This is a genomic window from Hoeflea ulvae, assembly GCF_026619435.1.
In the GTDB taxonomy this organism is placed as follows: Bacteria; Pseudomonadota; Alphaproteobacteria; order Rhizobiales; family Rhizobiaceae; genus Hoeflea; species Hoeflea ulvae.
The window spans coordinates 2,453,517-2,479,296 of record NZ_JAOVZQ010000001.1 but is presented as its reverse complement, the minus strand read 5'-3'; the positions used below and the strand labels follow the sequence as shown (position 1 = coordinate 2,479,296).

The 25,780-nt window shown below is 62.4% G+C and carries 20 protein-coding genes; 8 read left to right on the top strand and 12 right to left on the bottom strand.

What is annotated here, in order from left to right; all coding sequences use genetic code 11:
• Positions 1 to 22: 22 nt before the first annotated feature.
• Both OEG82_RS11730 and OEG82_RS11725 read right to left on the bottom strand, forming a co-directional pair.
• Positions 23 to 2,485 carry a penicillin-binding protein 1A gene (locus OEG82_RS11730; RefSeq protein WP_267612626.1) on the bottom strand — a complete coding sequence of 821 codons (2,463 nt, stop codon included), beginning with the start codon at positions 2,483 to 2,485 and terminating at the stop codon, positions 23 to 25.
• Between the two features lie 207 nt (positions 2,486 to 2,692).
• Entirely contained in the window at positions 2,693 to 3,955 is a 1,263-nt protein-coding gene (locus OEG82_RS11725; protein WP_267612625.1) for an N-acetylmuramoyl-L-alanine amidase, read from the bottom strand.
• 806 nt (positions 3,956 to 4,761) lie between these two features.
• Here OEG82_RS11725 and OEG82_RS11720 point away from each other — a divergent pair.
• Positions 4,762 to 7,725, top strand: coding sequence for an Rne/Rng family ribonuclease (locus OEG82_RS11720; protein ID WP_267612624.1), 2,964 nt, complete (start codon positions 4,762 to 4,764; stop codon positions 7,723 to 7,725).
• A gap of 149 nt (positions 7,726 to 7,874) precedes the next feature.
• Here the strand turns inward: OEG82_RS11720 and OEG82_RS11715 are convergent, their stop codons facing one another.
• Positions 7,875 to 8,993, bottom strand: a complete 1,119-nt coding sequence (locus OEG82_RS11715; protein ID WP_267614935.1) for a pyridoxal phosphate-dependent aminotransferase — start codon at positions 8,991 to 8,993, stop codon at positions 7,875 to 7,877.
• Positions 8,994 to 9,247: 254 nt separating this feature from the next.
• On the opposite strand from OEG82_RS11715, the gene OEG82_RS11710 reads away from it, so the two are divergent.
• From OEG82_RS11710 to OEG82_RS11685, 6 genes are all read left to right on the top strand, one after another.
• Positions 9,248 to 10,651, top strand: a complete 1,404-nt coding sequence (locus OEG82_RS11710; protein ID WP_425497584.1) for a M48 family metalloprotease — start codon at positions 9,248 to 9,250, stop codon at positions 10,649 to 10,651.
• A 55-nt stretch (positions 10,652 to 10,706) separates the two neighbouring features.
• The gene (locus OEG82_RS11705) at positions 10,707 to 11,471 is read left to right on the top strand and encodes a DsbA family protein (protein WP_267612622.1); all 765 of its coding nucleotides are present in this window, start codon (positions 10,707 to 10,709) and stop codon (positions 11,469 to 11,471) included.
• A 263-nt stretch (positions 11,472 to 11,734) separates the two neighbouring features.
• Positions 11,735 to 12,211 carry an acetyl-CoA carboxylase biotin carboxyl carrier protein gene (accB, locus tag OEG82_RS11700; protein ID WP_267612621.1) on the top strand — a complete coding sequence of 159 codons (477 nt, stop codon included), beginning with the start codon at positions 11,735 to 11,737 and terminating at the stop codon, positions 12,209 to 12,211.
• A 12-nt stretch (positions 12,212 to 12,223) separates the two neighbouring features.
• Positions 12,224 to 13,573, top strand: a complete 1,350-nt coding sequence (accC, locus tag OEG82_RS11695) for an acetyl-CoA carboxylase biotin carboxylase subunit (RefSeq protein ID WP_267614934.1) — start codon at positions 12,224 to 12,226, stop codon at positions 13,571 to 13,573.
• A gap of 34 nt (positions 13,574 to 13,607) precedes the next feature.
• Positions 13,608 to 14,228: a leucyl/phenylalanyl-tRNA--protein transferase gene (gene aat / locus OEG82_RS11690; protein WP_267612620.1), complete on the top strand. Its 621-nt coding sequence runs from the start codon at positions 13,608 to 13,610 to the stop codon at positions 14,226 to 14,228.
• A 95-nt stretch (positions 14,229 to 14,323) separates the two neighbouring features.
• Positions 14,324 to 16,369, top strand: a complete 2,046-nt coding sequence (locus tag OEG82_RS11685) for an OmpA family protein (protein WP_267612619.1) — start codon at positions 14,324 to 14,326, stop codon at positions 16,367 to 16,369.
• A 201-nt stretch (positions 16,370 to 16,570) separates the two neighbouring features.
• Here OEG82_RS11685 and OEG82_RS11680 read toward each other — a convergent pair whose 3' ends face one another.
• From OEG82_RS11680 to gatB, 8 genes are all read right to left on the bottom strand, one after another.
• A complete protein-coding gene (locus OEG82_RS11680; RefSeq protein ID WP_267612618.1) occupies positions 16,571 to 19,087 on the bottom strand; it encodes an autotransporter outer membrane beta-barrel domain-containing protein in 2,517 nt (838 codons plus the stop codon).
• Between the two features lie 482 nt (positions 19,088 to 19,569).
• A complete protein-coding gene (locus OEG82_RS11675; RefSeq protein ID WP_267612617.1) occupies positions 19,570 to 19,992 on the bottom strand; it encodes a DUF2155 domain-containing protein in 423 nt (140 codons plus the stop codon).
• Positions 19,993 to 20,124: 132 nt separating this feature from the next.
• On the bottom strand, positions 20,125 to 20,523 hold the full coding sequence (locus OEG82_RS11670; RefSeq protein ID WP_267612616.1) for an NADH:ubiquinone oxidoreductase subunit NDUFA12: 399 nt from the start codon (positions 20,521 to 20,523) through the stop codon (positions 20,125 to 20,127).
• Positions 20,524 to 20,627: 104 nt separating this feature from the next.
• Entirely contained in the window at positions 20,628 to 21,089 is a 462-nt protein-coding gene (locus OEG82_RS11665; protein WP_267612615.1) for a GNAT family N-acetyltransferase, read from the bottom strand.
• Between the two features lie 4 nt (positions 21,090 to 21,093).
• Positions 21,094 to 21,582, bottom strand: coding sequence for a DM13 domain-containing protein (locus OEG82_RS11660; protein WP_267612614.1), 489 nt, complete (start codon positions 21,580 to 21,582; stop codon positions 21,094 to 21,096).
• A 176-nt stretch (positions 21,583 to 21,758) separates the two neighbouring features.
• Positions 21,759 to 22,256, bottom strand: coding sequence for a GNAT family N-acetyltransferase (locus OEG82_RS11655; protein WP_267612613.1), 498 nt, complete (start codon positions 22,254 to 22,256; stop codon positions 21,759 to 21,761).
• A 95-nt stretch (positions 22,257 to 22,351) separates the two neighbouring features.
• Positions 22,352 to 22,990 (bottom strand): YdcF family protein, encoded by a 639-nt coding sequence (locus OEG82_RS11650; RefSeq protein ID WP_267612612.1) that lies wholly within the window; start codon positions 22,988 to 22,990, stop codon positions 22,352 to 22,354.
• A 32-nt stretch (positions 22,991 to 23,022) separates the two neighbouring features.
• Complete coding sequence (gene gatB / locus OEG82_RS11645) at positions 23,023 to 24,525, bottom strand: Asp-tRNA(Asn)/Glu-tRNA(Gln) amidotransferase subunit GatB (protein ID WP_267612611.1); 1,503 nt, start codon at positions 24,523 to 24,525, stop codon at positions 23,023 to 23,025.
• A gap of 187 nt (positions 24,526 to 24,712) precedes the next feature.
• Between gatB and OEG82_RS11640 the strand changes: the two genes are divergently transcribed.
• On the top strand, positions 24,713 to 24,997 hold the full coding sequence (locus OEG82_RS11640) for a DUF6455 family protein (RefSeq protein ID WP_267612610.1): 285 nt from the start codon (positions 24,713 to 24,715) through the stop codon (positions 24,995 to 24,997).
• A gap of 101 nt (positions 24,998 to 25,098) precedes the next feature.
• Here the strand turns inward: OEG82_RS11640 and OEG82_RS11635 are convergent, their stop codons facing one another.
• The gene (locus tag OEG82_RS11635; RefSeq protein WP_267612609.1) at positions 25,099 to 25,632 is read right to left on the bottom strand and encodes a GNAT family N-acetyltransferase; all 534 of its coding nucleotides are present in this window, start codon (positions 25,630 to 25,632) and stop codon (positions 25,099 to 25,101) included.
• Between the last annotated feature and the right edge of the window lie 148 nt (positions 25,633 to 25,780).

The following is a 25,780-nucleotide window of genomic DNA, read 5'->3' as shown; positions in this document are numbered from 1 at the left end:
GGCGGTGATTTTCAAACGGTTTCTAGTACAGACCGCCAGCGCCGTTGACGACGGCCTGGTTGGCCTGGGGCGAGATCGTGGTGATGGCTTCGCCGGTCGCATAGTCCTCGAGCCCGATGACCGAATAGACGTCGGACGGACCGGTGCCGGGCTTGAAGGCTTCCATGATCACGTCGCCCTCGCCCGGAAACGCCTGCATCCCGGTCTTGCGGTTGATGGCAATCAACTTCATGCCCTGCGGCACGCGGAAATCCACCGGCCTTGTACCTTCAAGCGCGCCGAGCATGAACTCGTTGAACACGGGGGCTGCCAGCGCACCGCCGGTGGAGCCGCGGCCCATCGGCGTCGGGTTGTCGAAACCGATGAACACGCCTGCCACCAGATCGGCGGTGTAGCCCATGAACCAGGCGTCCTTTTCCTCATTGGTGGTGCCGGTCTTGCCCGCCGTCGGACGATCGAGATTGACCTTGCTGGCGGCCGTTCCGCGGGTGACCACACCTTCCATCATCGAGGTGATCTGGTAGGCGGTCATCGGGTCGAGAACCTGTTCACGCGTGTCAACGACCTCGGGTTCGGGCTGCGACAGCCAGGCCGTGGCCACGCAGGCGTCACAGCTGCGCTCCTCGTGCTTGAAGATGGTCTTGCCGTAGCGGTCCTGGATGCGGTCGATCAGCGACGGCTTGATCTGCTTGCCGCCATTGGCGAGCACCGAATAGGCCGAAACCATCCGCATCACCGTGGTTTCGCCCGAGCCCAGCGACATGGCAAGCACCGGCAGCATGTCGTCATAGACACCAAATCGCTCGGCATATTCGGCCACCAGGTTCATGCCCATGTCGCGGGCGAGCCGGACGGTCATCAGGTTGCGCGAGCGCTCGATGCCGAGCCGCAGCGTCGACGGGCCGGCCGAGCCGCCGCCATAGTTTTTCGGCTTCCAGATTTCGCCGCCCGAGACGATCTCGATCGGCGCATCCATCACCACGGACGCCGGCGTGTAGCCATTGTCGAGCGCCGCAGCGTAGACGAAGGGCTTGAAGGCCGATCCGGGCTGGCGTTCGGCCTGGGTGGCGCGGTTGAATTCGGACTGTGCATAGGAGAAGCCGCCGACCATGGCGAGCACGCGGCCGGTATGCGGATCCATCGCCACCAGGGCGCCCTGAACCTTTGGCGGCTGGCGCAGGCGCAGGCGCTGGGCGCCTTCCTTCTCGAAAGCCTCGACATAGACCACGTCGCCCGGATTGAGCACTTCCGACGGTTTCTTGACGTTCTTCGCCTTTTCGCCGGGAAGATTGACACGGAACGCCCACTTCATGTCTTCGGCCAGGATCGAGGCGGTCAGACGTTCGGAGCCGACGCTGCCGGAGACTTCCCGCCCCGGCCGCATGCCGACCTCGACCGCCTCGTCCGATGCCGACAAAACAACGGCGAGCTGCCACTCGGGCACATCGCGCAAGGGGTCGATCTCGTCAAGAAGCGCGCCCCAGTCACCCGAGACGTCGATATTCTTGACCGGTCCGCGGAAGCCGCGGCGCTCGTCATAGCTGGTCAGGCCCTTCTGCAACGCCTTGCGCGCCAGGGCCTGCAGCTTCGGATCCAGCGTCGTGCGGACGGAAAGTCCGCCCTCGTAGAGCGCATCATTGCCATAGCGGTCGATCAGCTCGCGGCGAACCTCCTCGGCAAAATATTCAGACGCAAACAGATAGGACCCGGTTTTGCGCGGCGTGACGCCAAGCGGCTGCTGCTTTGCATCGGCACCGTCAGCGGCGCTGACATATCCATTCTCGACCATGCGGTCGACCACCCAGTTGCGCCGCTCGATGGCGCGCTCGGTCTGGCGGAACGGATGGTAGTTCGACGGCGCCTTGGGAAGAGCCGCCAGATAGGCGGTCTCGGCGATTGTCATCTCATTGACCGACTTGTTGAAATACGTCAGCGCGGCGCCGGCGATGCCATAGGCGTTCTGGCCGAAGAAGATCTCGTTGAGATAGAGTTCGAGAATGCGGTCCTTGGAATAGGCCTGCTCGATGCGGAACGACAGGATTGCTTCCTTGACCTTGCGGTCGATTGTCTGGTCGGCCGACAACAGGAAGTTCTTGGCGACCTGCTGGGTGATGGTCGAGGCGCCGACCGGGCGGCGGCCGGAGCCGAGATTCTGAACATTGGTCACGATGGCGCGGGCCAGGCCGATGGGATCGACGCCGGGATGCGAATAGAAATTCTTGTCCTCGGCCGACAGGAACGCGGCCTTGACCCGGTCCGGAATGGCCTGGATCGGCAGGAACAGACGGCGTTCACGGGCATATTCGGCCATCAGATCACCCGACGCCGCATGCACGCGCGTCGTCACCGGCGGTTCGTAGCTGTTGAGGACTTCATAGTCCGGCAGATCCTTGGAGACATCTCCAATGTACCAGGCAACGCCGGCCGCAACGATCAGAAACAGCACGGCTCCAATCCCGAAGAGATATCCAATCAGTCGTATCATCAGTCCGTTACCGTTTGTTTTTTGTTGAGCTGAAGGCGCGCGCCAAAATCTTGGCCAACCAGTCCATGCGCCCGGTTAGCCCGGACAATGTGAGTAAAATAGGGCCTAGTCCCGGATTTGATCCGGCACAACCCCTCGATCCACAAGCAGGTGTCCGACTGTCACACTGCCGCAACACATCGGGGCCGGCAAAGGGGGCGCCGGCCGTCATTGCCGGTTCGCCAGGATTGCCTTGCGGTAGTTTTCAACAGACTGCGCCAGCAGCCGCGCGGTGTTGCGGCGCCACTCCTCGTCGGTCAGCAATTTCTCGTCTTCCTTGTTGGAGAGATAGCCCAGCTCGACAAGCACCGACGGCACGTCGGGCGCCTGAAGAACACGGAAACCGGCGTGGCGCAGCGGATTGTTGATCAGCTTGACCTGGCCTTCGAAGGAACTGACCACCTGCCGGGCGAGACCAGTGGAGAAGACGCGGGTTTCGGTTCGCGCCAGATCGACCAGAATCGCCGCAATCGCCTCGGAGGCATTGTCGAGATTGGCGCCGACGATCACATCTTCGCGGTTTTCCCGGTCGGCCAGTGATTGCGCCAGCGCATCGGACGCCTTGTCGGACAAGGTATAGACCGTCGCACCGCGCAAGGAGCGGATGGAAATCGAATCGGCATGCAGCGAAATCAGCAAGTCGGCCTCTTCCGCACGCGCCTTGCGCACCCGCGCCGACAGCGACAGGAAGGTGTCGTCGGTGCGCGTCATCGCCACACGGACGCCGTCGATATCCTCCAGCGCCTCCCTGAAGGCCTCGGCAAAGGCCAGCGTGATATTTTTCTCGGACGAGCCTGCGGGGCCTTCGGCGCCGCCATCGATGCCGCCATGCCCGGCATCAATGACGATCTTGAGGTCGCCATCCCCGGTATCGGCAGGCTGATCGGGGCCCGATTCCTCGCCGGCATCAGCCCAGAGCGAGCTTTCGACCTCGGCGGAAAACACGGCCTCGTCGACGGCAACGATGTCAAACACCATGCGGTGGATGACGCCGGACGCCTCCTGGGTTGCTTCCACGAGATACATCCGCGCCGGTGAGGCAAATTCGAAGACCATCCGCGCCCGGTCCTCGCCTGACACGCCGTAGCGGACCGCAGACACCAGCCCGCGCTTTTTCAGCGCGTCGCCGGGAAAGGCCAGGACGGTTTCGGGCAGGTCGAGAACGGCGCGGTAGGGCTCCTGCAGGTAATGTATGCGGAATTCCGGCTGCCGCTCGAAATCGAGAACCAGACGGACCCGGTTTTCATCGCCGGCCATACGCGCGGCAATAGCGATATGGCGGCCGGCGTCGTCAGCATCTGGAGCGGCCTGCCCCGGCGCGGCGCCTGAGATGATCGCGGCCAGCGCACAGACGGCAGTCAGCGCGCAGCGCGCGCCATGCACCCGCCTTGCCCTGGCTTCACCTGACCATGTCCTTGCCAAAAACTGCATTCGGCTGCCAATCTCTAAAATGCGCAGGGCGGCCCAACCCGGACCGTGCCTCATTCAGGCGCCTCGAAAGCTCGCGCCATAAGCTGATTCGGATTTTGATGCCCTGTGACAGCTTCGCCCAATCCGGTTAACCATTCGTTTACCAAGTTGATCCGGGCCGAAGCTTGCCCGGCGACGCTTTTGACCAGCCTTGCAAGTTGGGCAAATGTAACGGAGGTGTTTTCAGCTTGCCAGATGGCTGTTCTCCCCATAGAAGCTTGGTTAGGAAAGTGTATTGACGGGATAGAACTGTCACCCTTCCGGCCGCCGCCCGAATCGGGCCTACGGCGCCAGGAGTGCGGATCGTCCGTCGTCTATGAAGCACCTTTCCCCGGAGCGGACGGCTCACAGTTTCCATCTCGGGAACCCAATCTGTTTGTTCCTGCAAGGCAATATGGCTGAAAATACGGCAAGGCGTCTCAGCCTTCGCCCGGACCAAGGCCAGGACATTGATTAAACCGGCGGGCGAGGATTCCTGCCACAACCTCCGCGGCGCATTTGCCGCACGCCCCATACGGGGCTTTCATCGGTCCGCAAGGACTATACGCAAATGAATTCCGGCCGGCTCTCATGGTGCAAATGCGGATCTCCCAAAGTGTGAACAGGCCCCGGGCGTCATACGCCCCGGTGACGTCCCTGTTGAGCACCGCTCCATGCCCACCCCCGGAATATCTTTCATCCGGCGCACTTCCAACCGACCTGCTCCTGCCCCGCCCTTCGGGGCGGCGGAGCACACCGTCGAAGGCGCGCCGAGGAGCTCATACTAAATGTCAGAAAAAATGCTTATCGACGCCTCCCATCCCGAGGAGACACGCGTCGTTGTCGTTCGCGGAAACCGCATAGAAGAATTCGACTTCGAATCAGAACACAAGAAACAGATTCGCGGAAATATCTATCTGGCAAAGGTCACACGCGTGGAGCCGTCGCTCCAGGCCGCCTTTGTCGACTATGGCGGCAATCGCCATGGCTTCCTGGCTTTCTCCGAAATCCACCCGGACTACTACCAGATCCCGCTGGCCGATCGCCAGGCGCTGCTTCAGGCAGACGCCGAGGACGCCGCCAATGATCCGGATTTCGAAAGCGCCGACGAGGCCGACAACGGTTCAAGCAAACCCAAGTCCAGATCCAAGCAGAAGGCTAAGCCTGCCGAGGCAGAGGCCGGTGACGGCGATGACGCCAAGGCAAGCAAGTCGCGCCCGCGCCGCAGCCGCCGCGGCAAGAAGACCACCGACGACGTCAAGGCCGATGACGCAGAGAGCAGCGAGAGCGCTGCCGAAGCTGTTGAAGAAACAGTCGGTGAACACGCATCTGCCGACGCCGGTTCCGACACTGCAGAGGCCGTGACCGAAGACGCGCCTGTCGCAAGCGAGGGTGAAACCGCGGAAGCCGGCGACGACGCCGCCGACGGCGACAGCGATGACAAGCCGACCCAGATGTCGGCCGATGTCGAAGCCGATGAAATCTCCGAGCCTGCCCCGCGCCGCAAGCGCAGAAGCAGCAGCAATGGTAACGGCGACAACGGCAATGACGATAGCGACGAGGATTCGGTCGAATCCGTCGGCTCCGAAGATGCCATGGAAGAAGTTCCGACCCGCTCGCAGCGCAAGCCGCGCAAGCAGTACCGGATCCAGGAAGTCATCAAGCGCCGCCAGATCCTGCTGGTTCAGGTGGTCAAGGAAGAACGCGGCAACAAGGGTGCTGCGCTGACGACCTACCTTTCGCTTGCCGGACGCTATTCCGTGCTGATGCCGAACACCGCCCGTGGCGGCGGCATCTCGCGCAAGATCACCAATCTGCCCGACCGCAAGCGTCTAAAAGAGATCGCCCGCGAACTGGAAGTGCCCAAGGGCATGGGCGTCATCCTGCGCACCGCCGGTGCCAACCGCACCAAGGTCGAGGTCAAGCGCGACTTCGAATATCTGATGCGTCTGTGGGAAAACGTCCGCAACCTGACGCTGAAGTCGACAGCGCCAAGCCTCGTCTATGAGGAAGGCAGCCTGATCAAGCGCTCGATCCGTGACCTTTACAACAAGGATATCTCGGAAATCGTCGTCTCGGGCGAGGAAGGCTATCGCGAAGCCAAGGACTTCATGAAGATGCTGATGCCGAGCCACGCCAAGGTGGTTCAGCCTTACCGCGATCTGCACCCGATCTTCGCGCGCTCGGGCATCGAAGCCCAGCTCGACCGGATGCTGCAGCCGCAGGTGACGTTGAAATCCGGCGGCTACATCATCATCAACCAGACCGAGGCGCTTGTCGCCATCGACGTCAATTCCGGCCGTTCGACCCGCGAGCATTCGATCGAAGACACCGCGCTGCAGACCAATCTGGAAGCAGCCGAGGAAGTTGCCCGCCAGCTGCGCCTGCGTGACCTCGCCGGTCTGATCGTGATCGACTTCATCGACATGGAAGAAAACCGCAACAACCGCGCGGTTGAAAAGCGGATGAAGGATTGCCTGAAGAACGACCGCGCCCGCATCCAGGTCGGTCGCATCTCGCATTTCGGCCTTCTGGAAATGTCGCGTCAGCGGATCCGGGCCTCGGTGCTGGAAAGCACCATGCAGATCTGCCCGACTTGCGGCGGCAACGGCCATATCCGGTCGCAGTCTTCCGTGGCGCTGCATGTGCTGCGCGGCGTCGAGGAGCATCTGCTCAAGAACACCACGCACGACATCATCGTCCGCACCACCGCCGACACCGCGCTCTACATGCTCAATCACAAGCGTGACACGGTCGTCGATCTGGAAAAGCGCTTCGGTGTCTCGATCAGTTTCTCGGCCGACGAGAGCGTTGGCGCCAACCACTTCGCCATCGATCGCGGCGCGGCAGTGGAAAGCCCGGTCAATATCGACCACATCACCGTCAACACCCCGGCCTATCCGGAAGATGACGACGATCCGGAAATCGTCGAGGAAACCGTTGAAGACAGCGCCGATGGCGAGGAAACATCTCCTGCGGTCCAGAGCGAGAGCAATGGGGATCGCGAGGATGGCCAGGGCAAGAAGCGCCGCAGGCGCCGCAGACGCGGCGGACGCAAGTCCGATGGCGACAACGCCAATGGCGACGAGCAGAGTGCATCCTCGGATGACAGCGCCGGCACCAGCGGCGACGACAACGAGGACGCCGCTTCCGGCGAGGATAGCCCGGCCGCAGACGGCGACAGCGACGACCAGCACCGCGGCAAGCGCCGCCGGCGCGGCAAGCGCGGCGGACGCCGCAACCGCGAAGAGGATGCGGCAGCCGAATCGTCAGAATCCGGTGACGACGCTGCCCAGCCTGCCGCCGCAGAAGCTGCAACCGATGCGCCCCAGGCAGATGTGACGGCTGAAACGGCCGAGACAACCGAAACCGCTGCCGCTCCGGCAGAGGTGGCACCTGCTGCGGAAGCCCCGGAAGCCGAGCCCGAGGCTGCAAAGCCTGCCAAGCCGGCCCGCCGTCCTCGCCGCACCAAGGCTCAGATCGCTGCTGACAAGGCTGCGGAGGCCGAAGCTGCTTCGGCACCTGCCGAACCGGCCGCAAGCCCTGAAGAGCCAGCCGAAGCGGTTAAAGCCGTCGCCGAAGAGGCTGCGGCCCCCGAGGAAGCAAAGACTGCGGAGAAGGCCGAAGTGGCGGATGCCAAGGTCGACATCGCGGCTGCCGCCACGGCGCCGGTGGTGACATCTTCGTCGGAGCCAGAGGAAGCCAAGAAGCCCAAAAAGGGCGGATGGTGGCAGAAGCGCGGCTTCTTCTGATCGCCTCTGAACCACGCTGAAACAGAAAAACCGGCGGGTGACCGCCGGTTTTTTTATGTCCCGAATTCTGATTAAGCGGGCTTTCGGATGTTGCAGCAAAAGGCTGCAAGCACCTGATTATATTGATGGCCGCCCGGGCGCGACGTGTCTTAACGCTTGCCGAGCCAATGCTCGATCCGGTCAAGCGCCGTGGTCATGTCGGCGTGGCTGCCGGCATAGGAAAACCGCATGAACCGGGCGCCGTCGACGGGATCGAAATCCCTGCCCGGCGTGGCCGCGACGTGAATGTCTGCCAGCATCTGGCGGGCGAAGGCCATGGAATCATTGCTGTGCCCCGACACGTCCACCCAGGCATAAAAGGCGCCGTCCATCGGGGCTGCGAACGGCAAGGCGAGCTCCGGCAGGCGCCGGGCCAGCAAGGCGCGGTTGGTCTGGTATCCGGCGCGCACCGCGTCCATCTCGGCGATGCCATCGAGGGCCGCCTCGGCGGCGATCTGGGACAGTTCCGGCGGGCTGATATAGAGGCTCTGGGCCAGGCATTCGACCGGCCGCACCAGATCTTCGGGCAGCACCATCCAGCCGATGCGCCAGCCGGTCATGCAGAAATATTTCGAGAAGGAGTTGATCACCACGGCGTTGTCGGAGACCGACAGGGCGGTTGTCTCCTCGCCGCTCCAGGTCAGGCCGTGATAGATCTCGTCGGAAATGAAGGCGACGCCGCTTTCGGCGCACCAGGCATCGAGATCGGCGATGGCCTGTCTGGAATGAACCGCACCGGTGGGATTGGCGGGGCTGGCAATCAGCACACCGGCGACGCGGGCGCCGGCTTCGCGTTCGGCCGCCTCGATGGCAGCCGGCGTCAGCGCGTGACCGGTGTCCGCCCCCACCGCGATTTCCACGACCCTGAGCCCCAGCGCCGACAGGATGTTGCGGTAGGCCGGGTAACCGGGACGGGTGATGACCACCAGATCGCCGGGATTGAAGAGCTGCAGGAATGCCAGGTTGAACGCCGCCGACGATCCGGTCGTCACCGCGATGCGGCGCGGATCGAGATCAATGCCGTATTGGCGCCGGTAGCGCGTGGCGATCGCCTGGCGCAGGCTCTTGAGACCGAGCGCGTCGGTATATCCCAGTTTTCCGGCCTCGAGTGCGCGCGCGGCCGCTGCCCTCGCCACGCCTGGCGCGGGATGGGCCGGCTGTCCCACCGCCATCGAGATGACGTTCTTGCCCTCGCTCTTGAGCCGCGTTGCCTCGGCCAGTACATCCATGGCGTGGAACGGCTCCACTGACGGCTTGCGCTGAATTGTCAAAACCAAACTCCAAAAATCAGACCATGCGGCCGCGCCAGATAGCGGGCCACGGCTTCAAATCCGTTCAAAACCGGATATCATAACTGATACGGCAGGCATCAGCGGCGGTTGGCCGCACAAATGCCCGATTGTCGTGGCCTTCACAAGCATTCCAGTGTCTTGTCCGGCCTGGACAATTGCTTTTCCTGCCCCAGCCTCTACCTTTCAGCGAGATGACGAGGACAACAGCATCCATGGCGAACCCAAATCTGGCACAGACAGCGGCGGTGGTCCGTCGCACACTCGGCACCCTGACAGCGGCGACGCTGTGTTGCGCGCTGGTCATGACCACCAGTGCCCGCGCAGGCGTCGCAGTCGTTCGCGACGCGGAAATCGAGACCCTGCTGAAGGACTATGCCACGCCGGTGCTCAAGGCGGCCGGGTTCAAGGCCAACCGGGTGCAGATCGTTCTGGTCAATGATCCGAGTTTCAATGCCTTTGTCGATGGCCAGCGCATCTTCATCAACACAGGCGCACTCACCGCCGCAACCGTGCCCAACGAGATCATCGGCGTCATCGCACATGAGGCCGGGCACCTGGAAGGCGGGCATCAGCAAAGGCTGCGCGAGCAGATCGCCACCGCCCGCACCATGACGATCGTCGGCAGCCTGCTCGGCGCCGGCGCGATTGCCGCGGGCAGCATTGCCGGCAGTTCCGGCGGTTCCCAGGCCGGCGGCGCGATCATCACCGCCGCGCCGAGCATGGCGCAGCGCAACCTGCTGAGCTACCGCCGCTCGGAGGAAATGAATGCCGACCAGGCGGCCGCGCGCTATCTCAATGCCACCAAGCAGTCCATTCGCGGCATGCTGACGACTTTCGAACGCTTTTCCCAGAGCCTGTCTCTGTCGGGCGTGCAGGTGGACCAGTACCAGGTCAGCCACCCGCTGCCGCGCGAACGCATCGCGCTGCTGGAGGAACTGGCCCGCAAGAGCAAGTATTTCGACGCGCAGGACCCCAAACAGCTCAATGACCGGCACCAGATGATGCGGGCCAAGATCGCCGCCTATTCCGGCGGAGCCGCGGCCGTGGCGCGGTTGTTTTCCAAGGACCGCGGATCGCTGGCTGCGCGCTATGGCGATGCGATTGCCACCGACCTGTCGGGCAATTCGGCCGCATCGCTTCAGAAGCTTGATGCGCTGATCAAGGAACAGCCGAAAAACCCCTATTTTCACGAATTCCGCGGCGAAGTGCTGATCAAGCTGCGCAAGAGCGACGCGGCAATCGACGCCTTTGCCAAGGCCGCCAAATATGATTCCGCCCGCTCTCCGCTGATCCGGGCAAGGCTGGGCTTTGCGCTTGTGGCCTCGGGGAAACCCGCCAATATGGGCCGCGCCATTGATGAATTGCGGGCGTCGCTGCAGAGCGAACCGGAAAACTTCAACGCCTACCGGCATCTCTCCCAGGCCTATGGCCTGTCGGGCGACATCGGCAATGCCGAACTGATCATGGCCGAGGGCAATTTCAGAGCAGGCAATCCGCGCGAAGCCAAGGTGTTTGCCGCCCGGGCCCTGCAAAAGCTGCCCAAGGGCTCGCCTGGCGCGCGCCGGGCCAACGACATCTTAACCATCGGAAAATAGAACACCCTGCAGAGCTGCACCCGCCCCGCAAGGACTGGCACGAGGATCCATCGATATGACATTCCACCCCCGCAAAGGCCTGATGGCCGCCCTTCTTATCGGCATGTCGACCGCCCTGCCGCTTCCTGCCGCAGCCCTGGATGACACCCAGAAGGAGGAATTCGGCGCCTTCATCCGTGAATATCTGCTGGCCAATCCGGAAATCATCGAGGAGATGAGCCAGGCGCTGGAAATCAAGAAGGAAACCGAAGGCCGGCTGATGGCCCAGGCTGCGATCGCCAGCAACCAGGAAGCGATTTTCCGCGCACCGGAAGACATCGTGCTGGGCAATCCCGATGGCGATGTCACCGTGGTCGAGTTCTATGATTACAATTGCGGATTCTGCAAGCGGGCCATGAACGACATGGTGGGCCTTCTCGAAAAGGACCCGAATGTCCGTTTCGTGCTCAAGGAATTCCCGATCCTCGGACCTGATTCGCTCGCTGCGCACCGGGTGGCGATGTCGTTTCGGGCACTGGCGCCCGAGCATTACCAGGACTTCCACATCAAGCTGCTGAGCGGCGACGTCCGCGCCACCGAAGCCCATGCGATCGAGGTCGCCACCGGCTTTGGCGTCGACGCCGCGGCGTTGAAGGCCGGAATGGACGATCCGGCAATCGATGAATCGATCCGGCAGACCTATGAACTGGCCAATGCACTGGGCATTTCCGGCACCCCGTCCTTCGTCATTGGAGACGAAGCCGTGTTCGGCGCTGTTGGCGAGGAAACCCTGCTTTCCAAGATCACCAATATGCGCCAGTGCGAAAGCACGGTTTGCTGACCGCCCTGCGGGCGTCAGATGGCCGCAAACCGGGCCAATCGGCTGTGGACAATCGGTGCGGGCGGGCGAAAGCCTTCCACGCCGCCTGGCAAGCAGTGTATGACTGAAGGTCACCCCTCCCCGATCGCGGGGCGCGGACCTATTCACATCCCGGTATTCCCCGCAGACTTGTCAGGTGGCAGTGCGGGGCTGTAAAGGGACGGACAACCGATGGGGCGGCACGAATGGTCGCCCGCACCAACAATAACAGAGGCAGTAGTCCGATGGCATCACGAAAACCGTCGATTGATCAGGATCTGATCCGGGATCTCGCAAACATCCTCAATGAAACCGACCTCACCGAGATCGAGATCGAACAGGATGACCTGCGGGTCAGGGTCAGCCGTGCCGGCACGCCTCAGATGATCCATGCGCCGGTGGCGCAGCAGCAGGCGCCTGCGCCTGTCGCGCAACAGGCCCCCGCCGCCCCGTCTGCGGAAACCGTTGCCGCAGCCGCCACCAAGACCGCCAACACGATCACCGCACCGATGGTCGGCACCGTCTACATGTCGCCGGCGCCGGGCTCCAAGCCCTTCGTCGAAGTCGGCCAGACCGTGAAGGAAGGCCAGACCATCCTGATCATCGAAGCCATGAAGACGATGAACCAGATTCCGTCGCCGCGCTCCGGCAAGGTCGTCAACATCATGGTTGCTGACGGTGACCCGGTGGAATTCGCCGAACCGATGATTGAGATCGAGTAAGTGAGCGAGGCTATGTTCTCCAAGGTCCTCATTGCAAATCGTGGCGAGATCGCACTCCGGGTGTTGCGGGCATGCAAGGAACTGGGCATCCAGACCGTCGCGGTGCACTCCACCGCCGACCAGGATGCCATGCATGTGCGGCTGGCGGACGAGAGCGTCTGCATCGGCCCTCCGCCGTCGCGCGACAGCTATCTCAACATTCACCAGATTGTCGCCGCCTGTGAGATCACTGGCGCGGATGCCGTGCATCCGGGCTATGGCTTTCTCTCCGAGAACGCCAAGTTCGCCGACATTCTCGATGCTCACGGCATCACCTTCATCGGACCCACCGCTGACCATATCCGGCTGATGGGCGACAAGATCACCGCCAAGAAAACCGCGGTGTCGCTGGGCATTCCTTGCGTTCCGGGATCCGACGGCGAAGTCTTCGACGTGCCGCAGGCGATCAAGGTGGCCGAGGAAACCGGTTACCCGGTGCTGATCAAGGCGACAGCCGGCGGCGGCGGCAAGGGCATGAAAGTGGCCAACAATGCCGAGGAGCTGTCGGAAGCGCTGTCGACGGCGCGATCGGAAGCACTGGCCAATTTCGGCAATGACGCCGTCTATATGGAAAAATATCTGGGCCGCCCGCGTCACATCGAGATCCAGGTCATGGGCGATGGCGAAGGCAACGCGGTTCATCTGGGCGAGCGTGACTGTTCGCTGCAGCGGCGCCACCAGAAGGTCTGGGAAGAGGCCAACTCCCCGTCGCTGAATGAAAACCAGCGGATGGAAATCGGTGAAATCTGCGCGGCGGCGATGCGCAAGCTGAAATATCGCGGCGCCGGCACCATCGAATTCCTCTACGAGAATGGCGAGTTCTACTTCATCGAAATGAACACCCGCCTGCAGGTGGAACACACCATCACGGAGGCGATCACCGGCATCGACCTGGTCAACGAGCAGATCCGCATCGCCTCGGGCGGCGGACTTTCCATGACACAGGACGATATCCGCTTTCATGGCCACGCCATTGAATGCCGCATCAATGCGGAAGATCCCAACACCTTCGTCCCCTCGCCCGGCACCATCACCCACTACCACCCGCCCGGCGGGCTTGGCGTGCGCGTCGATTCCGGCGTCTATCAGGGCTACAAGATTCCGCCCTATTACGACAGCCTGATCGGCAAGCTGATCGTCCATGGCCGCACCCGGGTGGAATGCATGATGCGGCTGCGGCGTGCGCTTGACGAGTTCGTGGTCGACGGCATCAACACCACGATCCCGCTCTTTCGCGATCTTCTTGCGAACCCGGACATTGCGAATGGCGATTACGACATTCATTGGCTGGAAAAGTTCCTTGCGTCCAAAGCGGGAAAATAGGCTGTCTTTGACCCTCATCCGGGAAGACTGAGACATGCGGCGCGGCGCGCAACCACAGATCACGCCTGACCTGTTGCTGCGCGCCTATGCCTCGGGCCTGTTTCCGATGGCGGATTCGGCCGATGACCCGGAGATCTACTGGGTCGAGCCGGAACTGCGCGGCGTGGTCCCGCTCGACCAGTTTCACATTCCCAAGCGGCTGGCGCGGAAGGTGCGGCAGCAGCCCTTCGAGATCCGGCTCAACACCGCTTTTGACGCCGTTGTCGCCGCCTGTGCGGAAAGCGTCGAAACCCGGCCGTCGACCTGGATCAATGCAACGATTTCAGGGCTCTACAGCAATCTCCATCAGCTCGGCCATGCCCATTCGGTTGAAGCCTGGCACGATGGCAAACTGGTGGGCGGGCTTTACGGTGTCTCGCTGCGGCGGGCCTTTTTCGGTGAAAGCATGTTCAGCCGCGCCACCGATGCCTCCAAAATATGTCTGGTGCATCTCGTCGAGCGATTGCGGGCGCGTAAATTCGTGCTGCTCGACACCCAGTTCACCACAGACCATCTAAAGCGCTTCGGGGCAATCGATGTGCCGCGGCACGAGTATGCGGGAATGCTGGCGGAAGCGCTGGAAGGGCCCGATCTGCCCTTTACCGGGCCGCCCTGATCACGCGGGCAGCGCAGGCGGCACCAGGTGGAACCTTTGGCGGCTTCTGCGCGTTGAATTGTTGAAGGACATTTGACCTTACAGGAGTTGCCCCCGTGACATTGACACGTTTATTGCTTGCCTCCACCGCCATCAGTCTTGGCGGTCTCGGCATTTCCCATGCTGCGCCCTTGAGCCAGACCCGCATTCTCAACACCCCGAAACCGGTTCTCAGCCAGTCGCTGGTCCGGGTCCAGCTCAGCGTCGGTGACGCAGCCGCTGCCCTGACGGCTGCGCAGACCCGAAAGGCCGAGGTCGAGGCTGCCGGCGGCGATGTCGCCGCGGCGCAGGCCGAAGTCGACGCAGCGCAGGCTGAGCTTGCCGCAGCCCAGGCTGCCGCGGAATCCGCCCCACCGCCGCCGGAGCCGGAAGTCGAGGCCCCGGAAGCCGAAGCACCGGCTGCGCCTGAAGCCGCTGCACCCGAAACGCAGGCGGCGCCAGAAGCTGCTCCTGCAGAAGATGCAGCACCTGCGGAGCCCGCCGCGACCGAGGCGCCAGCACCAGAGCCTGAACCCGCACCAGCACAGGAACCGGCTGCCGAAGCTGCCCCGGCACCGGAGGCCGTCGAGGAAGCACCGGCGGTGGAAGAGCCAGCCGAGGCACCAGCCGTTGAAACTCCGTCCGAGCCCGCACCGGTGGAAGAGCCCGCCGACGCGCCAGCCGTGGAAGCCCCACCCGCGCCTGCACCGGCTGAAGAGGCCGCACCCGAGGCCCCGGCTGAAGCACCCGCAGCAGATGCAGCGCCGACCGATGCAGGGCAGCCTGCTGCCGAGACCGCACCGGTTCCGGCAACTGAACCCACCCCTGAGGCAGGCGGAACAACCCAGGACGCGGCTCCCGCTACCCAAGATGAGGCTCCCGCTACGGAAGCGGAATCTGCGCCCGAAGCAGCCGCACCTGCACCGGCTGAACCCGAGGCAGCTCCGGCTGCGAAGACCACCCCTGACGACCTAGCGACCGAGGCCGAAGCATCGCAGCCAGACGCCGCAGCCCCGGCGCCGGCCGCAGAAGAAGTGCTCAACCTCCCGGTCGAGGATGGCGCTCCCGTGCTCGACAGTGCCAAGGAAGAGCCTGCACGAGGCGACAGGCAGCGTTCGGCTGCACCGCAGTCCAGCGAGCCTGCTCCACCGGCGCCGACAAGCGACCAGGAAGCACAGGCACCGGAGGCCAGAAGCGCGCCGGCTCCGCAAGCCATGTCAGAGCGCGGCGAACGTCTCCGGGAACAGCCTGCGCGCGAGGCGCAGACCGATGTAACGATCATCAACCAGATCGACAACCGCACCATCATCGAAGTCGACAACCGCACCATCATCGAGCATGACGAGCGTGACCGGCTGCGTGCCGGTAGCGAGGAAGTCTATTACGAGCAGCTTCGCGGCGGACGGGTGCGCGAAGTCATCGTGCGGCCCAACGGCGTGCAGCTCGTCACCATCACCAACCGCTGGGGCGATGTGGTCCAGCGCAGCCGGGTGATGCCGGACGGACGCGAATATGTGCTGTTCTTTGCCAATGCCAACAGCGACGGATCCCGCGAAGCCTTTGTCGACCCGGGCCGCGAACTGCCACCCTTGCGGCTTTCGATCCCGATCGATGAATATATCCTCGATTCCACTGAAGCCGAGCCGTCAACCTATCTCGATTTCCTGATGGAGCCGCCGGTCGAGCAAGTTGAGCGCCTTTACTCGGTGGAAGAGGTGCGCCGTTCGGCCCGAGTGCGTGACAAGGTGCGCCGCATCGACCTCGATTCGCTGACCTTCGAATTCGGCAAGGCGACCATTGCCGAAGACCAGATCCAGCGGCTTTCCGATGTGGCCGATGCGATGAGCAGCATCCTCGAGACCAATCCGGCGGAGACCTTCCTGATCGAAGGCCATACCGATGCCGTCGGCAAGGATGAGGCCAACCTGCTTCTGTCCGACCGCCGGGCGGAAACCATTGCGGTGGCGCTGAGCGACGTGTTCGGAATTCCGCCGGAAAATCTGGTCACCCAGGGCTATGGCGAACGCTATCTCAAGGTCCGCACCGAGGCGCCCGAACGGCTCAACCGCCGGGTGACCATCCGCCGTATCACGCCGCTGGTCACGCCCGTCGCATCACGCTGATGCGTCGGCAGGCCGACCTGCCCTGACGACAAAACCAATACACCGCGCGTTTGAAAGAACGCGCGGCGTTTGTCTTTAAGGCAGTCGGTCGTCGGATGTCTTCAGACGGAAGTCTGATGTACGGACCTGGTCACCCCTGCAACGCTTTGAACCGATGCATGTCAGTACCGCTCAATTCCATCCGATGGAGCATGCCATGCATCAGAACTTGATGGACAGGCCGGCGGTTGCCGTGTGCTCCTGCGCATCGGAGCCCAGTTCACCCTGGTATCCGATGTTGAAACTGGTGCCCTCGGCAAGGTTCATGTCCATGGAGATCCCGACCAGCGCCGCGTCGCGAGCGATCGGCGTTCCGGCGATGTCGAATGATGTGCCGGTGGTAAACCGCATGGTCGAACCGGAATCGACGTCGCCGATGACGTGCTGCCAGCCGAGCGAGCCTTGCAGTGTGGCGCTCATGCTGCCCACCGAGAAGGCTTCCGACTCGGCACGAAGTCCCAGGGTGGTAATTCCCACGGTATTGTCGGAACCACTCACACTCAGCGCGGCGGCTCCGCCGGTTTCGGAAAAGCTGTCACTGCGCTGGTGAACAATCGCCACACCCGCAAAAGGTTCGACCCGCGCGAAGGACGTGTCGACCATATAGCCGACCTCGGCGAAGATCTGGGCGGTGGAAGCCGCATAATCGGCGTTCAAGGTGTTGCTCAGTCCGCCCACGCTCACATTCCGGGTTGTGGAGACATCATGCCAGGCATAGCCGGCACCGAGATTGAGACTGATCGCGCCGGACCGATGGCCGCCATAGACGCCCAGCTGATAGCTGTCGGCATCTCCCGATGAAGCCCGGGCAGCGGCATCGAAATTGGTGATGCCGTAACCAGCCATCACACCTGCGCGCCAGCCGTCAAAGACGTCCGCGTCAAGCCCGAGCAGGAAGCCGCCGCTGTCGTGGCGCAGCTCGGCCACGCCGCCGTTGCCATCGGTCTCGCCCCAGCTGCCATAGCCCTGTCCCCAGGCGGCTGCGCCTTCGAACACCGCGGACCCTTCACCCGCAGCGTTGAACGCGCTGCGGATACGGTTGTTGACGGCATCCCGGCCGAAGCGGCTCTGCTGAACCAGAAGCGTATTGCTGGAGGCATGCAGTTCGCCCGACAATCCGTCGAATGCCGCCCGGGCAGCCGCCCCGCTGAGCCCGACAACCGCATCATAGACGGAATTGCCGGCGCCGAGGCTGTCCACACCTGTGGCGGTGGCGCGCTGGTTTGCCGTATTGGCCATGGAGGCCAGATCGACACTGTTGCGATTGAGCGTCAGGGTAACGGCATTGGCGCCATAGCTGAGCTCGGCGTCGAGATAGGCGAAATTCTCGCTGACGGAACCGAAGGTGCCGTTCACGCCCGTGCCGGCGGTCAGGATCGTGTAGCTGGTCGAGGCATTGTAGGTCGAGCCATCATCGGTTCCGTTTTCGGCATCGACAGTGACCTTGGCGCCGCTGTTTATGGTCACAGTCCCGGTGGCCGCCAGCTTGTCGGAATTGCCATCCTTGTCGACCTCGACCGCGAGGATCGAACCGGAGACGAAGTTGACATCTCCTGCAACATTGAGCGTTCCGATGGAATTGCCCGGTGCAATGGTGGCGCCCGAGGACAGCGTGATGCTGCTCAGAGTTCCCGTACCGCCGATGGTTCCACCGCTTGCAACGGTGATTGCCCGGGTGAAGGTGCTGTTGAACGCAAGTGTTCCGCCGGTGACCGTCGTGGTCCCGGTGAAGCCCGACATGTCCCCGCCGAGCTTTGTCGTGCCGGCCTCGTTGACAAGGGTTCCGTTGCCGGTGATGTCGGTATCGAAGGCGTAACCTGTGCTCGTGTGATTGAACACGATCTTGCCGGTGCCGCTGCCGAAAGCCACGCTGCCGGCGTCGAGCGTTCCTGCTGCGGCTGCCGTGCTGCCCGAGGCCGCGCCGATGTTCAGTGTGCCTGTCGAACCGGCGCTACTGGCGATGTTCAGCGTGCCGCTGCCACTACCAAAGCTCGCTTTGCCGCCATCAGAGAGCGTCATGGTTCCCGAGCCGGAACCGCCCAAAGTGTCCGCTTGGTCCGACTCAAAGACGGAGCCTTGACCCGTGACGGTCACGGTGCCGACGCTGCCCGCCACCCACCCGATGTCCATGCCTCGGCCGGTGACCTTGCCTCCGTTAGAAATCAACAATGTACCCGTGCCAGAAAAGCCGACATTGCCGACACCGCCCGTTGAGATGACGAGTTGCGACCCCGCTCCGGTCACTGTCATCGATCCGTTGGATCCGGCGAGGCGACCAATATCCACACGGCCGGTCGTGGCCGTGCCGCCATTGGTAATGGTCAGCGTCCCCGTGCCTAAATCGCCAACGGCGAGCTCGCCGCTGTTGAGCCAATCAGATCCGGCTCCGTCAATTGTGACCGTTCCTTCCGAACCAGCCTGTTTGCCGAGAGACCCGCCCGCGCTGGTGACCTTGCCGCCGGCCGATACCGCCACCGTACCTGCGCCGGCGTCGCCAATGGTGATCGTGCCGCTGTTCGCCCATGGGCTGCCCAGCGTGCCGGGAGCTCCGGTGCCACTGCCGATGACCGTCTCGCTCGAACCGTCGATGGTATCAACTGGAGCTGGAGCTGGTATGGCCAGAGCTGGTGACGTGGTGGCCTGCACCAGAAAGAGGCTGCCAGTCAGAGCCGTTGCCATCAGAAGTCCGGCGCGGCGTTGCCGCAATGTCAGAGAAAAGCCGGAAGAATTCAGTGGAAAATCGGTCTGTGACGAGAGCATCGGGTCCTGCCTGCGTTGGGAGATCAGTTTCTGGGTCTTTGATCCTGTCCCGGAGCACCACGCAACGTCACCGAATCAATCTTGACCCTTACTAAAACACCGAGCAGTCCATGGCCATCCGGGATCTCGCAGAAACGGGACGCCTTTGGCAATAGTCAGTAAAGAAATTGAAAAAATCTGCCAGTATGAGCGCTGATTGTCCGTCAACCGGCAATATATCCACATGCGCGACCGTCAGGCACACCGCGTGATGCGGCACAATCGCAAGCAACCTGACGTGGCAAGCAGGAACGATTTCTCTGCGAGCCATGACTGACGCATCATTGAACGCAAGCGGTGGTTTGCTGTCTGCAATGAACTGGCGACCGCATCCGCGATGACTGGAAAATAGGCAGGGCGCGTCAGTTGCCGGTTGGAGCCGGGACCTCGGAGTCCTGCTTGCAGCCCTTCAGCCAGACATCATAGACCGCGTGATCGACGGCATTGAGACCTGGCGAATCGGCAAACATCCATCCGGTGAACAGGCGCCGGATCTTGCGATCGAGGGTAATCTCGTCAACCTCGACAAATGTGGTGGTCTTGGGCGCTTCGGTCTCGTCGCGGCTGTTGCAGACGCGCGGCGTCACCTGAAGCGCGCCGAACTGCACGGTCTCGTTGACATAGACATCGAAGGTGGTGATGCGTCCGGTGATCTTGTCGATGCCGGAAAACACCGCGACCGGGTTTTCGATCACGGCCGCTGCGGCCGGAGCCGCAGCATTCAGGCCGATGACGGCAAGCAGCACGCCGGCGGCCTTGGCAAGGATATTGGCTTGGTACGTCATTACTACCACTTGTCACAAGGCCCCGACCGGGGCCGTTCCCGGCATGTCTCAGGTCTCAACACTAACCCGCTGCCGTCAATGAAGCGTTACCCATCAATTGTGGCAAGGACGCGCCGAAGACGTGGCAACCTGTCAGGATTTCGGGGTCCAGGCGTCATAATCGCCGGTCACATGCGGACGCGCGCCCTGATTGAGGATCGACCCCTTGGGCCGGTAGGCGCCGCCGGTGCCGGTCAGGTTGAGCTGATGCGCCTGTTCCCATGTTTTAGCCGCATAGGTTTCAGACGCAGGCGACACATCGGTGCGGTGATGCATCCAGCCATGCCAGCCGGGAGGAATAGCCGAAGCTTCGGACGGACCGTTGTAGATCACCCAGCGACGCGTGCGGCCTTCGGAATCCGATCCGCCTTCATAATAGACATTGCCCAGCGCATCTTCGCCGACGCGCTTGCCATGCCGCCAGGTATGGAACCGGGTTCCCAGGGTTTGGCCGTTCCACCAGGTGAATATCTGAAGCAGTAGCGTCTTCATGAAAGCCTCTCGTCCGTGGCGCAGCGGCGATGAAAGGTCCGCCGCGTCCTGTCTCGCCTTATGACCCGCGCAGCCCGCCTTGTCCAGTACCGGGCGCCCTGCGCTCAGGTCAATTTCATCTTGAAACCTACATGGCTGGCGACAAAGCCGAGCCGTTCATAGAAGCGGTGCGCATCAGGCCGTGCGGCGTTGGACATAAGCTGAACCATGGCCGCGCCGTCGGCCCAGGCCTGGCCGATGGCATGGATCAGCATCATCTGGCCGATCCCCTTGCCGCGCATGTCGCTGCGGGTGTGAACCGTCCGGATCGTCAGGCTTGCCTCGCCCTTGCCGCTCATTGACGTGGTCAGCGTGGTCTGGAAGGTGCCGACGACCTGATGTTCGCTGACCGCAACATAGAGCGCGTCCGAAGGACTTGCCGCAATCCGCTCGAACGCCGCCACATAGAGCGGCAGATCGGCAGGGTCGGAACTGTCGCTGTGTCCGCCGACGGTGTCCTGCGACAGGATCAGCGCGATCTCAGAGACATCACGCAGCTTTGCCAGCCGGATCTCGACGTCGGTCACGGCATCAGACTTCCGGTTGCGACAGCGTGGCGACCGAGAACAGGACGCTGAACTGCTCGCACCAGATGATCGCCGAGCCCCAGGCGTTGATATCCGTGCCATCGGGAATGACATAGGTCTGATCGCCCTTGTTGCCCCTGAGCGGCCCCAGGGACAGCCACTCGCTGGCATTCACATCGGATGATTTCTTCGGATCGGGATCCTTGACCAGCCAGACCTCGAGATCGGGCCCGTTGGTAACCTCGAACTCGGTGAACCGCAGCAATGCGCCGCCGCCCTCCGACACCAGAACCTTGGCCGATCCGGATCCGCGGTGCGCCCCATCGGCGTTGCGGAACTGGCCCGAGCGCACTTCGGTCAGCGCAAAGCCCGAAGGCAGCTGTTCATTGACGACGCGGTCAATGAAGGAGGGCGAGAAGATGTACCAGAACACACAGCCGGCGATGAATCCGACGATGAAAACCGGTATTGCAAGTCTGTAAAACCGTGTCATGCACCCACCCTGAACAACAGCAATTTTTAGTTGCAGGGGTTAGGCTAACATGGCTTACCTCAACTGTCGTGAGGTAAGCCTGTGGATAACCACCCCATGAAATAACATGTAATAATTGAGGTTCTCGCAGGTCTTTCGCGTGGCAGGAAAGCCTGTCTCCAATAAGCTTGCGGGGTCTACATGGTAAGTTGCTTGGTCAGGATCAGGCCCGGAATGCCGGACTGGTTCTTGCCGCAATTGTCGGTGCGTCCGGTTTCGGCCATTCCATGGGCCTTGTAAAAGCCGATGGCCGGTTCGTTGCCGGGATCAACCTCGACACTGAGGCTTTTCGCATCGGGAAAACAGGTCTCGATCTCGGCAAACAGATCGCGGCCTATGCCCAGCCCCTGGCATTCGGGGCGGACATAGAGCTGGTGCAGCGACACGGTCTTGGTTCCGGGTGCGTAGCTTGCAAAAGCAACGCCGCCGATCAGCTTGCCGTCATCGGCCACCAGGAATTCACCGCCCGGGCGCTCGAGATTGGCCTTGATCGCGGCTTCCGAATGCCAGGCGGCGATGATTTCCTCGACCTTGGCCGCACCGTAAAACGGCGCATAGGTCGCCCGCCAGGTATCGACCAGCACAGCACGGATGGTGGCAATGTCGCGGGCGGAGGCGGATCGGACAAAAAACATCGGCAGTTTCCTCAATATGTCACGGCTGGACGCCGCGGCTGAGCTTACCTTCGCCAGCGATCCGGCGAAGCAGCCCAGTTTCCTATGGAGCGCAATCAGGGGTCAAGTGAACGCATGTTGTCGGGCAGATGGTGCGTAAAGCCCGCGGCGACAAGGGCATCGAATGCGGTGCGCACGGCAGGCGGCATCGGCTGGCTGGCCTGAAATCCTTTTCGCGCATAGGCAGCCATGCGCCAGACATCGCCCACCATTTCGGAGACCAGCGCGTCGAACCGATGATGCTCCGTCGGCTGTGCCGCCAGATCATGCTCGGGGGCTGCGATCATCGAATGGGCCTTGGGCCAGACCACCCTCAGCGTCGCGCTGACGCGGCGGCGGGTTTGCGGCTTGGTCACCCAGATCAGCCGCCCGGCCTCCGGCAGCAGGGCGCGGACGAAACCGATATTCTCGGCGATATTGGTGGAGTTCGGCTCGACGCTGATAACGCTTCCTGCAACGCCGAGCGCGATGGCGCGGTCGGCGAATGCCTGGGCTTCCGACGTGGCATAGAGGCCGCCTGTCCAATTGCCCGAAGCGCCGGAAAACACGATCCGCGGCGCCAGGCCGCTATGGAAGAGTTCGGCGCAGCGGTCCGCCACCCGCAGGTCGTAGCTACCCAGTCCAATGATCGCGTCGGCTGGCGCAAGCGGCGTTCCGGTGTCGTGATAGTCCCAGAGAATCCGAGCGTTTCGCATCACCTGAGCGTCGCCTGTGACCATCCTCGCACTCAGTCTTCGATGCCGAGCTTGGCCTTGACCAGTTCCTGCACGGCCTTCGGGTTGGCCTTGCCGCCGGTGGCCTTCATCACCTGGCCGACGAACCAGCCGGCCAGCGCCGGCTTGGCGACGGCCTTGGCGACCTGGTCGGGATTGGCGGCGATGATTTCATCGACGGCCTTTTCGATGGCGCCGGTGTCGGTGACCTGCTTCATGCCCCTGGCTTCGACGATATCGGCCGGGTCGCCGCCTTCGGTGAAGACGATCTCGAACAGGTCCTTGGCGATCTTGCCGGAAATGGTGCCGTCCTTGATCAGATCAAGGATGCCGCCGAGCTGAGCGGGCGAAACCGGAGTCTCTTCAATACCTTTGCCGGCTTTGTTCAAGGCGCCCAGCAAGTCGTTGATCACCCAGTTGGCAGCTGTCTTGCCGTCACGGCCGGCGGCGAGCTCCTCGTAGTAATCGGCAATCGCCTTTTCCGAGACCAGGATTGAGGCGTCATAGACCGACAGTCCCATGTCACGCACCAGCCGCGCCTTCTTGTCGTCGGGCAATTCCGGCAGATCCGCCTTCAGCGCGGCGACATAGGCATCGTCGAATTCCAGCGGCAACAGATCGGGATCGGGGAAATAGCGGTAGTCATGCGCATCTTCCTTGGACCGCATCGAGCGGGTTTCGCCCTTGCCGGGATCGAACAGCCGGGTCTCCTGGTCGATGGTGCCGCCATCCTCGATAATGGCGATCTGGCGGCGGGCCTCATAGTCGATGGCCTGACCGATGAAACGGATCGAATTGACGTTCTTGATCTCGCAGCGGGTGCCGAAATCGCCACCGGGCTTGCGCACCGAGACATTGACGTCGGCGCGCATCGAGCCTTCGTCCATGTTGCCGTCGCAGGTGCCGAGATAGCGCAGGATCGACCGCAGCTTGGTGACATAGGCCTTGGCCTCGTCAGCCGAGCGCATGTCGGGCTTGGAGACAATCTCCATCAGCGCCACGCCTGACCGGTTGAGGTCGACATAGGACATGGTCGGATGCTGGTCGTGCATCGACTTGCCGGCATCCTGTTCCAGATGCAGCCGCTCGATGCCGATCTCGATGTCCTCGAAATTGCCCTTGCGGTCGGGACCGACGGAAATGATGATCTCGCCTTCGCCGACAATCGGATCCTTGAACTGGGAGATCTGGTAGCCCTGCGGCAGGTCGGGGTAGAAATAGTTCTTGCGGTCGAACACCGAGCGATTGTTGATCTTGGCCTTGAGGCCAAGTCCGGTACGCACGGCCTGCGCCACGCATTCCTCGTTGATCACCGGCAGCATGCCCGGCATCGCCGCATCGACCAGGCTGACATTGGAATTGGCGGCCTTGCCGAATTCGGTCGAGGACCCGGAAAACAGCTTCGAATTGCTGGTCACCTGGGCATGAACCTCCAGGCCAATGACAATCTCCCAATCGCCGGTGGCGCCGGGAACAAAGCGCTTGGGTTCGGGAGTGCGGGTATCAACGAGGGTCATGGCAGGCTCATTATTCTGGAAATTTCGACACCCCGTCCGGTAGAACAAAGGCGGCCGGACTGCAAGACTTTCCGCCCGATCCGGCTTCCCGCGGCCGATAAATCCACCTGCGAAATGATTGACAGAGATCAATGCGACCTAGCCGGCGCCGTGCGATTCCTTGTCCAACAGCAGAGAGGAATGGATCATGAGCACGTTCGATTATTTCAGCCGCCTGACCCAGCGCGCCGACCTGATGGAAGGCATGATGAAGAAACTTGCCGTGATCGACGAGGTCAAGGCGATGCCGGGCCATGGCGGGGTCTTGCGCCGCGCGGCCAACCGCTGCCTGACCTGCGAGCAGACCGAAGCCTGCGGTCAATGGTTGTCGGACGCGGAGAATCCGGACGAGGCACCGGGCTATTGCCGCAACCATGATCTTTTCGCCCGGGTGCGCTCGAAGCTCGACGCCGAGACCTCCCCTGCCGGCTGAAATTGCAGATCCCTCAAGGCAAAGTCATATTTGCCCACCTGAACGACCCGGAACGGCCTCCCGCCTCCGGGTCCTTTTTTTGAAAGACTTCGGCTGGCTGCTCAGATGCCGTAAAGGCCGTCCTCGTCGCTGTCGGTTTCAGCAGGCACCGCACCGGGATCGAATTCGCGGATCATCTCCACCTTGTCGATGTCTTCGTCGAGCGCATCGGAATAGGTGACGAAATAGGCCTTCACCCGGTAGCCGAGACGCTTGTAGAGCTTGATTGCGCCGGCATTGCGGGCATGGGTGTCGAGCCGGGCCGTGGGATAGCCCCGGTCGCGAATGCCCGCCTCGATGGCTTCAAGCACCGCCGTGCCGATGCCCCTGCCCTGAAAATCAGGATGCACCCAAAGATCGGTGATGAAATCATCAGCCTTCTCGCAGGCGCCCCAACCGGCCAGCTCGCCGTCCCATTCGCCCACCAGGATGTCGGGCCAGTGTCCGGTGCAGAAGCCGTAGAAGGCGTCATTGGCATTCTGGCGCAGCCGGTCGGCATCCTCGCCCCAGACCCTTATTGCCTTTTCCCACGCCGCCAGGCCGATCTTCGACAGATCCTGGGCTTCAGCGGAGGTGGCAGGCCGGATCGTCAACATCTCTACGGCTCCGTCAGGTCAAGGCCACGCCGATACGCCGCCAATTGATCCGACTGTCGCCGGAATCAACAGGTTCATCAAGCCCTGATGTGGTCTACTCTTTGCCCGGGCGAGGTTTTCCGCATGCTTTCCTTGTGCGCAAAATGAA